Genomic DNA, 14,239 nt, shown 5'->3' with positions numbered 1-14,239 from the left:
CGGCGCCGTACGATCAAGGCGTGTCCCTCCGCCTCACGCCGCCCAGACTGCGCGACGTCGTCGCGCTGTGCTGTGCGGCGGCGCTCACCGCGGCGGCGGGGTGCGCCTCCGGTGCCCCGGCACCCTCCGCGGCGAAGCCCGACGCGGCGATCCAGGCGGTGCTCGACCAGCGGGCGCAGGCCGTGCTTCACCACGACGAGACGGCCTTCCTCGCCACGGTCGACCCCGAGGCGACCGTATTCCGCGCCTCGCAGCAGCAGATGTTCGGCAACCTCGCCGAGGTGCCGCTCGCCTCATGGTCGTACCGGCTGCAGCGCACCGGAGCCTTCCCGCTCGCACCCGCCGCCGACACCACCCGCCAGGTCGCCGCCCGCGTCGAGTTCGACTACGAACTGCGCGGCTACGACTCCACCCCGGTCAGCTCGACCGCCTACCTGACGATGACGCAGCGCGGCGGCCACTGGTACCTCGCCTCGCAGACCGACGGCGAACCGGCGGGCCGCCACACCGACGTCCAGCTGTGGGATCAGGGCAGGGTCACCGTCGTCAGCGGTGCGCACAGCCTCGTGCTCGGCCAGGGCGGCCGGCAGGCCCTGGGTCCGTACACCGAGCTCGCCGACCGCGCCGTGCCCGTGGTCGACCGCGCATGGCCCGGGAGTTGGACGGGCAAGGCGGTGGTCGAGGTGCCGGGCAGCGAGGCGGGCATGGCGGCGCTGCTCGGCGCCGAGCCCTCCGCCTACCAGGACATCGCCGCGGTGACGACGGCCGAACTCCACGGACGCGGGAGTGCGCCCGCGGACCGGATCATCGTCAACCCGCAGGCCTTCGCGGAGCTCAGCCCGCTCGGCCGGCAGGTCGTCCTCACCCATGAGCTCACTCACGTCGCCACCCGCACCGCCACCACGTCCACCACCCCGCTGTGGCTCTCCGAGGGCTTCGCCGACTGGGTCGGCTACTCCACCAGCGGCCTCCCACCGGCGAAGGCCGCCGAAGAACTCGCAGCCGACGTACGGGCAGGCCGGGCGCCGCAGCAGCTGCCGTCGAGCGCCGACTTCACCACGACCAGTGCCGGGCTCCCACAGGCCTACGAAGGCGCCTGGCTCGCCTGCCGGATGGTCGCCGAGCAGTGGGGGAGCGGCGCGCTGGTGTCGCTGTACCGGGCGGCGGGCAAGGAGGGGACGGACGCGGCGCTGCGCGCGACGCTCGGGATCGGGCTCGACGCCTTCACCGCACGCTGGCGGGCCTATGTGGCAAAGGAGTTGCGATGAGCGAAGCCGCTGTCGGGCACGCCGAGCACGGGGACGACTTCAGCGCCGAGGAGATCGCACGCGGCCGTGCGCTGCGCCGCGCGCAGTTGCCGCCGCTGCTCGCGGGGCGCGCCGCATCGCTCGCGCTGCTGCTCGTGCTCGGTCTCACCCCGGCTGGAGCGGGCCTGGTCACGGCGCTCGGGCGGATCAGTGGCGGGGCGTGGTGGGCGCAGGTGCTGTTCGGCGGGCTCGCGCTGCTGCTCGCCGAGACCGCGGTGACACTGCCGTTCTCTGCACGGGTGCGCGGGGTACGGGCACGCTTCGGCCTGGTCACGCAGGGATGGCCCGGCTGGTGGCTCGACGTGCTGCGCGGACTGCTGGTGACCGCTCCGCTCGCGCTCGGCGCGCTCTTCGCCGTCTACGCCCTCGCCGCCGCCACCGCCGTGTGGTGGGCCTGGGCGGCGGTCGCGGCGGCGGTCGCGGCCGTCGTGCTGTCCTGGCTCGCCCCGCTCGTCCTCGAACCGGTCTTCAACCGTTTCACGCCGATGGACCCGGGACCGCTGCGCGACGCGCTGCTCGCGCTCGCAGAGCGCGACCGGATCGCGGTGCGCGAGGTGCTCGTCGCGGACGCCTCCCGCCGCACCACCGCGCTCAACGCGTACGTGTCGGGATTCGGCCGCACCCGGCGCGTCGTCGTCTACGACACGCTTCTGCGCACCGCGCAGCCAGGCGAGATCGAACTGGTCACCGCCCACGAGCTGGGGCACGTCAAACACCGTGATGTGAGCCGCGGCACGGCGCTCGGCGCGCTCGGCGCGGCCGCCGGGGTCTGCCTGATCGCCCTCGCGGTGCAGTGGCAGCCGCTGCTCGACGCGTCCGGTGCGCACCGCTTCGCCGGCCCGCGGTCGATGGCGCTGCTCGCCGCCGTCGCGGCGCTGCTGTCGGTGCTCGCCGGGCCGTCCGGCTGTGCGGTGAGCCGGCGCATCGAGCGTCGCGCCGACCGCCATGCACTCGAACTCACCGCGGATCCCGCCGAGTTCATCCGGATGCAGCGGCGGCTCACGGTCGCCAACGTCTCCGACCCCGACCCGCCGCGCCTGCTGCACCTTCTCTTCGGCACCCACCCGACGCCCGTCCAGCGCATCGCCGCCGCCCGCGCCTACCGGGTTCCCTAGATCGCGTAGACCCAGTCGGTGAGCATGTAGGCGCCGAACCAAGTGCCGAAGAGCGAGAAAGCGGTCAGGGCCGGCACCGCGGCGCGCGGCTGGGCCCGCCCGAAGGAGCGCGCCAGAGGTACGAGCGTGAGCAGCGCGGGCACCAGCAGACGCAGCTTGGAATGGTAGTAGTTGGTCTGCCCGACGGTGAGGGCGAAGACCAGCAGCCCGTACGCGGCCAGCGGCGGCCAGGGGCGCTGCAGCACCGCCGTCGCGCAGGCGGCGGCGAGCCCGAGCAGCAGCACGGCGGTGGCCACCGGCACCCAGTCGCTGCCGCGCTGCAGCGTCGAGGTGAGGAAGTGCCAGGTGGCGTCACCCCAGTCCCACGCGGTGTGCCAGCCCTCCCGCTGAATCGTCAGCCATGCGCCGATGCTGCCGACCCGCAGTCCGACCCAGAGCAGATACACCGGCACGCCGAGCGCCCCGACCACCACCCCGGCCACCGCCCGCCCGCCGATGCGACGCTGCTGCCACATGGCGAGGACGGCAGCGAGCGCCAGGGCCAGCGCCACCGCCGTACCCGTGGAACGGGTCAGTCCGGCGAGCAGTGCGCAGCCCCCTGCGGTCAGCCACGCCTCGCGGCGCGCGGCGAGCAGACAGCCCGCGGCGAGCGCGAGGAACAGGCTCTCGCTGTAGCCGATCCACAAGGTGATCGCCATCGGCTGGGTGAAGACCAGCACCAGCAGGACGAGCGCCGTGCGCGGCCCGAACAGCTGCACGCCCAGCCGGTGGACGACGACGGCTGCGGCCGCCGATGCAAGCCAGGCGACCGCGATGGACGCCGTGGCCGCGTCGAGGCCGGTGACGGCGTGAACGGCCCTGATCAGCAGCGGGTAGAGCGGGAAGAACGCCAGGTTGTTCCCGGCCAGCAGGCCACTGCCGTCGTAGGCGAAAGTGTGCGGATAGCCCTGCTCGGCGATCTGTACGTACCACTGGTTGTCCCAGGGCGTGAGGACGGAGTAGAGCCAGCCGCTCGGCCTGGAGTGCAGCCACCACACCATCAGGAACTGCAACAGCGCCGCTCCCGCCCACACCGCGAGCGCGGGCTGTGCCGTGACCGCCGCGCGCCGCAGGAGCGTGCCCGGCTCGCGGGCGGCGGCGTTCGCGGGGGCGTCCTGCGGGCGGCTGTCCGAGCTGGTGATCACTGGCACGAGGCTACGCGACGATGCCCCAGGGATCGGGCAACCGGGGCCCGCGTACGCAGCGGGTACCGTCTATGCCGATGGAGAAGACCCTGATCGTCACCAACGACTTCCCGCCGCGCCCCGGCGGGATCCAGGCGTTCGTGCACAGCATGGCGCTGCGCCTCGACCCAGGGAAGGTCGTCGTCTACGCCTCAACGTGGAAGGACCGCGACGCGGTCGCCGCGTTCGACGCCGAACAGCCCTTCCCCGTCGTACGAGACCGCACCACGATGCTGCTGCCGACCCCCGCGGTGACGCGTCGCGCCGTGCGGCTGCTGCGCGAGCACGGCTGCTCCTCGGTGTGGTTCGGTGCGGCCGCGCCGCTCGGCCTGATGGCTCCGGCGCTGCGGCGGGCGGGGGCGCGGCGGATCGTGGCGACCACCCACGGGCACGAGGCCGCCTGGGCCGGGCTGCCTGTCTCGCGTGAGCTGCTGCGCCGGATCGGCGAGTCCACGGATGTCGTGACGTACCTGGGCGAGTACACCCGCTCCCGGATCGCGCGTGCGCTCACCCCGGCGGCGGCCGCGCGCATGGTTCAACTGCCGCCCGGCGTCGACGAGAAGACATTCCATCCGGGCTCGGGCGGTGCCGCCCTACGGGAGCGGCTGGGCCTGGCGGACCGGCCGGTCGTCGTCTGCGTCTCTCGTCTCGTACGGCGCAAGGGGCAGGACACGCTGATCCGGGCAATGCCGGCGATTCTGCGGCAGGCGCCCGACGCGGTCCTGCTCATCGTCGGCGGCGGCCCGTACCGTGCCGGCCTGGAGCGGCTCGCCGCCGAGACCGGGGTCGCCGACGCCGTGCGCTTCACCGGCCCTGTGCCGTGGGGAGAGCTGCCCGCCCACTACGGTGCCGGCGACGTCTTCGCGATGCCGTGCCGCACACGGCGGGCGGGTCTCGACGTGGAAGGGCTCGGTATCGTCTACCTGGAGGCGTCCGCGACCGGCCTGCCGGTGGTGGCCGGCGATTCCGGCGGCGCGCCGGACGCGGTGCGCGACGGGGAGACGGGCTGGGTGGTGCGCGGCGGCGGCGCGCAGGCACCGCAGGAGGCGGCGGAGCGGATCATCACCCTGCTCGGCGACCCGGTCCTGCGGCGCCGCCTCGGCGAGCACGGTCGCTCATGGGTCGAGGACGCATGGCGCTGGGATCTGCTCGCGCAGCGTCTGAAGGGTCTGCTTTGACCGCCACCGTGCTGAGCCTCAACGCGCACGGCAAGGGCTTCAAGAGCCCGCAGGGCATGCCGTTCGTCCCCGCAGCGGGTTGACATGCCACCGGGGTTCCCGGGAAGCGCCCCGGGACCCCGGCCCACGCTCACGCACGAGCTACGACGCGTACAGCGCCTCGATCTCCCCCGCGAAGTCCTTCGCCACCACGTTCCGCTTGAGCTTCAGCGACGGCGTCACATACCCCGACTCCTCCGTGAACTGCGTCGCGAGGATACGGAACTTCTTCACCGCCTCGGCGCGCGACACCGCCGCGTTGCCGTAGTCGATCGCCTCCTGGATCTCCGCGATCAGCTCCGGGTCGTCACGCAGCTGCGCGACCGGCGTGCCGGCCGGCTTCCCGTGCTGCTCGGCCCAGCGCGGCAGGAACTCCTCGTCCAGCGTCACCAGTGCGCCGACGAACGGACGGCCGTCACCCACCACCATGCACTCCGCGACCAGCGCGTGCGCGCGGATGCGGTCCTCGATGACCGCGGGTGCGACGTTCTTGCCGCCGGCCGTGACGATGATCTCCTTCTTGCGGCCGGTGATGGTGAGGTAGCCGTCTTCGTCGAGCGTGCCGATGTCCCCGGTGTGGAACCAGCCGTCCGCGAGCGCGGTGAGGGTGGCCTCCTCGTTGTTCCAGTAGCCGGTGAACAGGTGCTCGCCGTGGAGCATCACCTCGCCGTCGTCGGCTATCCGCACCACGCTGCCCGGCAGCGGCTGCCCCACCGTGCCGATCTTCGTGCGGTCCCACGGGTTGAAGGCCGTCGCCGCACAGGACTCGGTGAGGCCGTAGCCCTCCAGCACCGTGAAGCCGATGCCGCGGTAGAAGTGGCCCAGCCGTTCGCCGAGCGGTGCGCCGCCGGAGATGGCGTGCGTGGCACGGCCGCCGAGCACGGCACGCAGCTTGCTGAAGACCAGCCGGTCGAAAACCTTGTGACGGAACTTCAGCGGGATGCTCGGCCCGGCCTTGGTGCCGAGCGCCCGGCTGTACTCGATCGCGGTGTCGGCCGCCTTGTCGAAGATTTTCCCCTTGCCGCCCGCCTGCGCCTGGGCCCGCGCCGAGTTGTAGACCTTTTCGAAGACGCGCGGCACGCCCAGCAACAGGGTGGGCCGGAACACCGCAAGCTCGTCGGTGAGGTTCTGCACGTCGCTGACGTGCCCGAGCTTGATCGGCGCCATCGCGCAGGCGAGCTCGACCATCCGGCCGAAGACGTGGGTGAGTGGCAGGAACAGCAGCAGGGAGGACTCGCCGGTCTCGAACAATGGCGTCATCCGCGCCACGATGTTGCCGCATTCGGCGAAGAAGGCGCGGTGGGTGAGGACGCACCCCTTGGGGCGACCGGTGGTGCCCGAGGTGTAGACGATCGTGGCGGGGGAGTCGGCGTCGGCGATCGTGGTGCGCCGGCCGACCTGGGCGTCGGAGACGTCGCTGCCGGTCGCCGTGAGCGTCTCGATCGCGCCCGCCTCGATCTGCCACACGTGCTTCAGATACGGCAGTCGCTCGCGGACCGACTCCACCACGGCCTCGTGTGAGGCGTGTTCCACGACGCACGCCACTGCCCCGGAGTCGGTGAGCACCCACTCGACCTGCTCGGCCGACGACGTCTCGTAGATCGGGACCGAGACCGCGCCGGCGGTCCAGATCGCGAAGTCGAGCAGCGTCCACTCGTACCGTGTGCGGGACATCACGGCGACCCGGTCGCCGGGCTCGACGCCGGCGGCGATGAGCCCCTTGGCGGCGGCGCGCACCTCCGCAAGGAAGGCAGTGGCGGTGACGTCCTGCCACGCTCCGGCGACCTTGTGGGCCAGCACGGCGACATCGGGATGCTGAGCGGCGTTGCGGCGGATGAGATCCGTCAGATTGCCGTCCGCGGGGACCTCGTACAGGGCCGGAAGGCTGAACTCGCGCAAGACTGCTGCTCCTCGTCGGCGGCCGGCTGCGTCGTCGGCTGCGCTCGTGATCAAGAGCGGTTGGGGACTGCCCGGACGTTACCCATGGGTAAGCCCATGCGGGTAGGGGGTTGGGCTCATATGTTCGCTGTGTCACACCCCTGACATACGCTTGTGTCTTTTACGTAAGGCAGCCATGTGGGTGCTGTGCGCACCATAGTCCAGCTCCGCCAAGAGCCGCAGGCAACTCACAGGCCTCCCCCACAATCCTCCACGACCGTATGGTGATCGTCATGCGGGTGCATGTGGTGAGTGACGTCCATGGAGCGGTCGACGCGCTGGCGAAGGCGGGTGACGGAGCCGACGCCCTGGTCTGCCTCGGCGATCTCGTGCTGTTCCTGGACTATGCCGATCATTCGCGCGGCATCTTCCCCGACCTGTTCGGCCCGGAGAACGCCGACCGGATCGTCGAGATGCGCACCGCCCGGCGGTTCGACGAGGCCCGCGAGTTCTCCCAGCAGCTGTGGTACGGCATCGACCGCCGCGCGGCCATCGAGTCGGCGGTGCGCACGCAGTACGCCGAGATGTTCGCGGTCCTGCCCACGCCGACCTACGCCACCTACGGGAACGTCGACATCCCCACGCTGTGGCCGGAGTACGCGGGTCCCGGCACCACCGTCCTCGACGGTGCCACCGCCGAGATCGGCGGCCGCGTCTTCGGCTTCGTCGGCGGCGGACTGCGCACGCCCATGAACACGCCGTACGAGATCGACGACGAGACGTATGCGGCGAAGGTGGCCGCCCTCGGCCAGGTCGACGTGCTGTGCTCGCACATCCCGCCCGCCGTGCCCGAGCTGTGCTACGACGTCGTGGCCAGGCGCTTCGAGCGGGGCAGTGAGGCGTTGCTCGACGCCATCCGCTCGGTGCGCCCGAAGTACGCGCTCTTCGGCCACGTCCACCAGCCCCTCACCCGGCGGATGCGGATCGGCGCCACCGAATGCGTCAACGTCGGCCACTTCAACGCCACCCGCACCCCGTACGCCCTGCAATGGTGAGCGGCCCGGGCGTCGGCACCGGGCACTCCCCGCGATAACCTGCACCATCACCACACTTACGACACTCACGACGCGAAGTCCCGGAGGGGCCACGGCGATGGCGGAACACACCAGGTCGAGCATCACGATCGAGGCGGCCCCGGCCGAGGTCATGGGGGTGATCTCGGACTTCGCCCGCTACCCGGAGTGGACCGGTGAGGTCAAGGAGGCCGAGATCCTCGCCACCGACGACAAGGGCCGTGCCGAACAGGTCCGGCTCGTCCTCGACGCCGGGGCGATCAAGGACGACCACACCCTCGCCTACACCTGGATCAGCGACGCCGAGGTCAGCTGGTCGCTGGTGAAGTCCCAGATGCTGCGCGCCCTGGACGGCTCCTACACGCTCGTCACCCACGACCGCGGCAAGACCACCGAGGTCACCTACCAGCTCACCGTCGATGTGAAGATCCCTATGCTCGGCATGATCAAGCGCAAGGCCGAGAAGGTCATCATCGACCGGGCGCTCGCCGGGCTGAAGCAGCGCGTCGAACAGCGCTCAGCGGGCAGCTGATGCCGCCGAGAATCGTCCTCGTCACCGGGCTCGGCGGCGCGGGACGCAGCACCGCCGCGGCGGCCACCGCCGTCGCCGCCGCCCGCTCGGGGGCGCGCACCGTGCTCGTCACCGAGAAGGGCCCGGCGCCCTGCGACGACGTACCCGGCCTCACCATTACCCGCGTCGACGGCGGCCACGCCTTCCGGGCCCGCGCGCACGCCTTCCAGGCCCGCCTCGGCTCCGTGCTCGACCTGCTCGGCGCCGAACCGCTCGACGCCGAGGAGTTCACCGAACTGCCCGGCGCCCGCTCCTTCGCGCTGCTGCACGCACTGGGCGAGGCCGCCGCGGGCCGCGCCGACACGGTGGTGGCGGATCTGCCGCCCCTACCACAGGCCGTCACCCTGCTCGCCCTCCCCGAGCAGCTGCGCCGCTACCTCGCCCGGTTGCTTCCGCCCGAGCGTCAGGCCGCCCGCGCGCTGCGCCCGGTCCTCGCCCAGCTCGCAGGCGTCCCCATGCCTGCCCAGTGGCTCTACGAGGCCGCAGCGCGCTGGGACGTCGAACTCGCCGCCGTCCAGGGCCTCGTCGAGTCCGCGGCGACGACGGTACGGCTCGTTGTCGAGCCGGGCCCGCACGCCGCCGAGCGGCTGCGGGACGCCCGTACCGGGCTCGCCCTCTTCGGCCACCGCGTGGAGTGCGTGCTGGCCAACCGCATCCTGCCGACCGGCTCCGCCGACCCGTTCCTCGCCGGCCTGTCCGGAGGCCAGCAGGAGCACCTCAAGGCGCTGAACGACGAGTTCGGCACGGGCCGCACGAGCGGCACCGAGGTGTGCGAGCTGCCGCACCTCGGCCACGCCCCGCACGGCGCCGACGACCTCGCGGCCCTCGGCGTACCGGCTCCCGCTCCCGTACCGGACGGGCGCGGGCCGGCCGCGCGCCCCTGGAGCGTGGAGGACCGGCTCGGCACCGAAGGCCACCTGCTGTGGAGGCTCCCGCTGCCCGGCACCACCCGCGACCGCCTCGACCTCGTCCGACGCGGCGACGAACTCGTCGTCGACGCCGCCTCGTTCCGCCGCATCATCCCGCTGACGTCCGCGCTGCGCCGCTGCACTGTCTCGGGCGCGGCGCTGCGGGACGGCGCCCTCCTGGTGCGCTTCACCCCCGACCCCGAGCTGTGGCCGGCGGACCGCGCACCGAAGCCGTAGCGGTGGGGCCGGGCCGCGGTCAGGTAACGTCGTACACACATGACGTAGTGCATGACGTAGTGCCGCGAGGGAGCCCACGATGAGCGAAGGCACACAGCGCCCGGAGACCGAGCGCCTGGAGACCGAGCGCCCGGAGACCGACGCCGACGCCTGGGCCAAGGCGTGCGCCGAGGACCTCGCCGCCGAGCGCGCCCGCCGCCGTCGCCAGGCCGGCTACGGGCCGGGCAGCGCCGCCGACGAGTTGCGCAAGCTCGCGGAGGCCGTCGTCGACAAGGTCGCGGAGCTGCGTTCGCCGGGGGCCTCGATGGCCGCTGAGGCCATGATCTCCCAGGTGAAGGCGGCCGTGGACCCCATCCGTGAGCGCAACCCCGAGGTCTTCGAGCACCTCGCGGCCGCCGGTTCCGAGCTGCTCGCGGCCTACCGCGCGGCAGTGGAGGGCCAGGAGCGCCGCTGGACGCAGCAGCCCGACCCGGGCCGCACCGACGGCGCAGGACCGGAACACATCGACCTGGACTGACGGTCCCGACCGACAAGCCCGACTGACCCGGCCTCGGGGTACGGTTGCCTACGGCGGGGTTCGACCGGAATCTGAGGGACACATGGGACTCACCATCGGCGTCGACATCGGCGGCACCAAGATCGCGGCCGGCGTGGTCGACGAAGAGGGCACGATCCTCGATACCAGCAAGGTGCCGACCCCCGAAACGCCGGAAGGCGTCATCGACGCCATTGCGGACGCGGTACAGAGCGTCAGCGCCGGATACGACGTGCACGCCGTCGGCATCGGCGCGGCCGGCTACGTCGACAACAAGCGCGCCACGGTCCTGTTCGCACCGAACATCAACTGGCGCCACGAGGCGCTCAAGGACAAGGTCGAGCAGCGCGTGGGCCTCCCCGTGGTGGTCGAGAACGACGCGAACGCGGCCGCTTGGGGCGAGTACCGCTTCGGCGCCGGCCAGGGCCACGACGACGTCGTCTGCATCACGCTCGGCACCGGCCTGGGCGGCGGCATCATCATCGGCGGCAAGCTGCACCGCGGACGCTTCGGCGTTGCGGGCGAGTTCGGCCACATCCGGGTCGTCCCCGACGGCCTGCTGTGCGGGTGCGGCAGCCAGGGCTGCTGGGAGCAGTACGCCTCCGGGCGGGCCCTCGTCCGCTACGCGCGGCAGCGCGCCGCCGCCACCCCCGAGAACGCGAAGATCCTCCTGGGCCTCGGCGACGGCACCCCCGCGGCCATCGAGGGCAAGCACATCAGCGAGGCCGCCCGCGCGGGCGACCCGGTCGCCATCGACTCCTTCCGCGAGCTGGCCCGCTGGGCGGGCGCGGGCCTGGCGGACCTCGCCTCGCTCTTCGACCCGTCCGCCTTCATCGTCGGCGGCGGAGTCTCCGACGAGGGCGACCTGGTCCTGGACCCGATCCGCAAGTCCTTCCGCCGCTGGCTCGTCGGCAACCAGTGGCGCCCGCACGCCCAGGTGCTCGCCGCGCAACTCGGCAGCAAGGCCGGACTCGTCGGCGCCGCCGACTTGGCGCGGCAGGGCTGACTGCACATGACGCCGGCTGAGCCGCACGCACTTTCGCCGCTGCCCGAATCCCGTACGGAGGCGTGCTCTGCATCCGAGGACTCAAAGCAGAGCAGAGGCGAGGCGAAGCGAAGCGGCTCGGCGGTGGTGCGCGTGCTCAGCTACAACGTCCGCTCGATGCGCGACGACCGCAGGGCGCTGGCCCGGGTGATCAGGGCCTGCGCCCCGGACGTCGTCTGCGTCCAGGAGGCGCCGCGCTTCTTCCGCTGGCGCAAGCACGCCTCCTTGCTCGCCCGTGAGTCCGGGCTGGTCTGGGTCACCGGCGGGGCCACCGCCTGCGGGCCGATGATCCTCAGCAGCCTGCGCGCGCACGTCGAGCACACGGAGGACATCCTGCTGCCCCGCACCCCCGGTCTCCATCAGCGCGGCTTCGCCACCGCCGTACTGCGCATCGGGGGTGCCCGGCTCTCCGTGATCAGCACCCATCTGAGCACCAACGCCCACGAGCGCTACGAGCAGGCCGGCCTCCTGCTCGACCGGGTCGCCGCCGCGGCGGACGGCGCGCACACGGTCGTCGGCGGGGACTTCAACGACCACCCCGACGGGCGGTCGTTCCGCCGGATCGCCGCCGAACTGCAGGACTGCTGGGCGGTACGGCCGTGGGGTGCGGAATACACCTCGCGGCCCGGCGATCCGTTCCAGCGCCTCGATGCGGTCTTCGCCGGCAAAGAGGTCGAGGTGCTCGGGTGCGGGGTGCCGGTCGGGCTTCCGGGAGTCACCGACCGCGACCTGCGGGCGGCCACCGACCACCTGCCGGTGCTCGCCGCGCTCCGGGTTCCCGCCGGGACCTGACCACCCCGCCGTGACCACTCGGCCGTGACTACACGACGGCGCCGCCGTGCGGGTCGTCGTCCTCGTCGTCACGGTCCTTCATCCGGCCGATGAGCGTCGCGAAACCGCCGAGGAAGCCGCCGACTCCGAGCACCACGACCCACCACGTGATCGGCTGCTGGAGGAGCACGAAGCCGAAGAGCAGCAGGGGCCCGCCGACCACTGCCAGCCACGCGAACTTCGTCGTCACGTCGGGCTGCGGCAGCGGCGGCGGCTCGGGCGGGACGAAGTGCCCCTCGTCCTCCTCCGGCAGCTCGTAGTCGCGAGGTCCGGGCCGCGGCGCCCGGACGACGAAGCCGCTGGAGGTGATCGACGAACCGGAGTTGAGGGACCCGGGCCCGCGCCGGTCGTCATCGTCGCCGGACCCCCCCTCGGGATCGGCCCCGCTGACGTCCTCGGCGTCCGGCCACAGTCCGTCGGTGTCCGGCTCCACACCGTAGGCGGCCACGAGCTGCGCCCAGGCGGCGTCCTCGTCCAGCGGAACGCCCGGCGGCTCGGGCGGCTCCGTGCCGTCCTCGGTGCCGTCGTGCGGCTCGTCACGCTCCGCCACTGGCCGCTCCGTCCGCGTTCTCGATGGCCTCGACCTCCGCCTCGGCCTTCGCCAGCCGCTGCACGAACTCGTACGACGAGCGGAAGATCTCCTCGGCGTCGTTGTCGAGCGTGGCCACGTGATAGCTGTTCTCCAGCACCCGCTCGGTGAGGTCGGCCGACGAGACGCGGCTGAGTACCAGCGCCGAGTTCGACGGATGGACCACATGGTCGACGCGGCTGTGCATCAGCAGCAGCGGCTGTGTCACCTGCGCCAGTTCGGCCTGCACGATCTTCCAGAATTTCGACAGCGAATGCACCGCATGCAGCGGCGTGCGGTCGTAGCCGAGCTCCTGCGCGCCCTCCTTGAGGCAGTCGCTGGTGATCCCCTTCACCGACGGCACGAAGTGGCGGATCAGCGGCACGGCCTTCAGCTGTGCGCTGTCGGACTTCACCGACGGGTTGACCAGGGCGATCCCGCTGATCGCGTCGCCGTGCCTCGCGGCCAGGTGCAGGGCGAGGGCACCGCCCATCGACAGGCCGAAGACGAAGACCCGGGTACACCGTTCGGACACCGCCCGCAGCTCGCGGTCCACCTCCGCGTACCAGTCCTGCCAGCCCGTGACCTGCATGTCCTGCCAGCGGGTGCCGTGACCCGGCAGCAGGGGCACGCTCACGGTCAGGCCGCGCCCGGCGAGGTACTCGCCCCACGGGCGCATCGACTGCGGCGATCCGGTGAAACCGTGGCAGAGCAGCACGCCGACGTCTCCGCCGTCGTGGCGGTACGGCTCGGCTCCGGGCATGAGCGGCACCGTGGGTCTCCTGTTCGCTGAGGTCCGGTGAGGGGTTGGTGAGGGTGCGGTGCGGGTATGGCGGGCAGCGGCCGATGAATACCTCACAGTACGCGGCTGACCGGGCAATCGGGTAGGCGCGTCGCCCAGTACCGCACGGCACCGAGGCAGATGACACGCCCTTGGCGGGATAAGGTCTTGGCATCGCAACAGGAGGTCCTCGGTTGTTGTACGGCGTCATGAAGGTGTCGATCGGCGGCTCGCTCAGGCTCGCCTTCCGCCCGTGGGTGGAGGGCATCGAGAACATCCCCAGCGAGGGTCCCGCGATCCTCGCCAGCAACCACCTCTCCTTCTCGGACTCCTTCTTCCTGCCGGCGATGCTCGACCGCAAGGTCACCTTCATCGCGAAGGCCGAGTACTTCACCTCGCCCGGCGTCAAGGGCAAGTTGACGGCGGCGTTCTTCAAGGGCGTCGGCCAGCTGCCGGTCGACCGCTCGGGCGCGCGCGGCGCGGGCGAGGCGGCGGTCAAGAGCGGACTGGCCGTCCTGGCACGCGGTGAGCTCTTCGGCATCTACCCGGAGGGCACACGCTCCCCGGACGGGCGGCTCTACCGCGGTAAGCCCGGCGGCCTGGCACGGGTCGCGCTCGCCTCCGGCGCGCCCGTCATCCCGGTCGCGATGATCGACACCGAGAAGATCCAGCCACCGGGCAAGGTCATCCCCAAGCTGATGCGCCCCGGCATCCGCATCGGCAAGCCGCTGGACTTCAGCCGCTATCGCGGCATGGAGAACGACCGCTACATTCTCCGCTCGGTGACCGACGAGGTCATGTACGAGATCATGAAGCTCTCCGGCCAGGAGTACGTGGACATCTACGCGACCGCCGCCAAGCGCCAGATCGCCGAGGCGAAGAAGCGCGCGGAGGAAGCCGTGAAGGCCGCGGAGGAAGCAGCCGACGACACCGCGGCGTCCGACTCCTGA

Annotated in this window: 14 protein-coding genes; 10 read left to right on the top strand and 4 right to left on the bottom strand. The window is 72.0% G+C overall.

The annotated features are described in order from the left end of the window. Positions 1-20 precede the first annotated feature (20 nt). Together NGB36_RS13515 and NGB36_RS13510 are read left to right on the top strand one after the other, a co-directional pair. Positions 21-1,268, top strand: coding sequence for a hypothetical protein (locus NGB36_RS13515; RefSeq protein WP_255920476.1), 1,248 nt, complete (start codon positions 21-23; stop codon positions 1,266-1,268). Continuing rightward, positions 1,265-2,422: a M48 family metalloprotease gene (locus NGB36_RS13510; protein ID WP_255920475.1), complete on the top strand. Its 1,158-nt coding sequence runs from the start codon at positions 1,265-1,267 to the stop codon at positions 2,420-2,422. The genes NGB36_RS13515 and NGB36_RS13510 overlap by 4 nt, the downstream gene beginning before the upstream one ends. On the opposite strand, the gene NGB36_RS13505 is transcribed toward NGB36_RS13510, so the two are convergent. Beyond that, a complete protein-coding gene (locus NGB36_RS13505; RefSeq protein WP_255920474.1) occupies positions 2,419-3,606 on the bottom strand; it encodes a mannosyltransferase family protein in 1,188 nt (395 codons plus the stop codon). The genes NGB36_RS13510 and NGB36_RS13505 overlap by 4 nt on opposite strands. 77 nt (positions 3,607-3,683) lie before the next feature. Between NGB36_RS13505 and NGB36_RS13500 the strand changes: the two genes are divergently transcribed. Next, complete coding sequence (locus NGB36_RS13500) at positions 3,684-4,823, top strand: glycosyltransferase family 4 protein (RefSeq protein ID WP_255920473.1); 1,140 nt, start codon at positions 3,684-3,686, stop codon at positions 4,821-4,823. 141 nt (positions 4,824-4,964) lie between these two features. On the opposite strand, the gene NGB36_RS13495 is transcribed toward NGB36_RS13500, so the two are convergent. Continuing rightward, positions 4,965-6,761: an AMP-dependent synthetase/ligase gene (locus NGB36_RS13495; RefSeq protein WP_255920472.1), complete on the bottom strand. Its 1,797-nt coding sequence runs from the start codon at positions 6,759-6,761 to the stop codon at positions 4,965-4,967. 260 nt (positions 6,762-7,021) lie between these two features. On the opposite strand from NGB36_RS13495, the gene NGB36_RS13490 reads away from it, so the two are divergent. The 6 genes from NGB36_RS13490 to NGB36_RS13465 all read left to right on the top strand — a co-directional run bounded on the left by NGB36_RS13490 (position 7,022) and on the right by NGB36_RS13465 (position 11,901). Continuing rightward, positions 7,022-7,795: a metallophosphoesterase family protein gene (locus tag NGB36_RS13490; protein WP_255920471.1), complete on the top strand. Its 774-nt coding sequence runs from the start codon at positions 7,022-7,024 to the stop codon at positions 7,793-7,795. A gap of 97 nt (positions 7,796-7,892) precedes the next feature. Then, on the top strand, positions 7,893-8,345 hold the full coding sequence (locus NGB36_RS13485; protein ID WP_255920470.1) for an SRPBCC family protein: 453 nt from the start codon (positions 7,893-7,895) through the stop codon (positions 8,343-8,345). Continuing rightward, a complete protein-coding gene (locus tag NGB36_RS13480; RefSeq protein ID WP_255920469.1) occupies positions 8,345-9,529 on the top strand; it encodes an ArsA family ATPase in 1,185 nt (394 codons plus the stop codon). The genes NGB36_RS13485 and NGB36_RS13480 overlap by 1 nt, the downstream gene beginning before the upstream one ends. Positions 9,530-9,608: 79 nt before the next feature. Continuing rightward, entirely contained in the window at positions 9,609-10,046 is a 438-nt protein-coding gene (locus NGB36_RS13475) for a DUF5304 family protein (protein ID WP_255920468.1), read from the top strand. Positions 10,047-10,128: 82 nt separating this feature from the next. Further along, entirely contained in the window at positions 10,129-11,070 is a 942-nt protein-coding gene (locus tag NGB36_RS13470) for an ROK family glucokinase (RefSeq protein ID WP_255920467.1), read from the top strand. A 6-nt stretch (positions 11,071-11,076) separates the two neighbouring features. After that, positions 11,077-11,901, top strand: coding sequence for an endonuclease/exonuclease/phosphatase family protein (locus NGB36_RS13465; RefSeq protein WP_372509427.1), 825 nt, complete (start codon positions 11,077-11,079; stop codon positions 11,899-11,901). Positions 11,902-11,929: 28 nt separating this feature from the next. On the opposite strand, the gene NGB36_RS13460 is transcribed toward NGB36_RS13465, so the two are convergent. Both NGB36_RS13460 and NGB36_RS13455 read right to left on the bottom strand, forming a co-directional pair. Continuing rightward, on the bottom strand, positions 11,930-12,490 hold the full coding sequence (locus NGB36_RS13460; protein ID WP_255920465.1) for a hypothetical protein: 561 nt from the start codon (positions 12,488-12,490) through the stop codon (positions 11,930-11,932). Further along, complete coding sequence (locus NGB36_RS13455) at positions 12,477-13,280, bottom strand: alpha/beta hydrolase (RefSeq protein WP_255920464.1); 804 nt, start codon at positions 13,278-13,280, stop codon at positions 12,477-12,479. The genes NGB36_RS13460 and NGB36_RS13455 overlap by 14 nt, the downstream gene beginning before the upstream one ends. 203 nt (positions 13,281-13,483) lie before the next feature. Between NGB36_RS13455 and NGB36_RS13450 the strand changes: the two genes are divergently transcribed. Continuing rightward, positions 13,484-14,239 carry a lysophospholipid acyltransferase family protein gene (locus NGB36_RS13450; RefSeq protein WP_255920463.1) on the top strand — a complete coding sequence of 252 codons (756 nt, stop codon included), beginning with the start codon at positions 13,484-13,486 and terminating at the stop codon, positions 14,237-14,239.

This window comes from Streptomyces humicola, from assembly GCF_024436035.1.
In the GTDB taxonomy this organism is placed as follows: Bacteria; Actinomycetota; Actinomycetes; order Streptomycetales; family Streptomycetaceae; genus Streptantibioticus_B; species Streptantibioticus_B humicola.
This window is presented reverse-complemented; position numbering and strand designations above follow the sequence as displayed.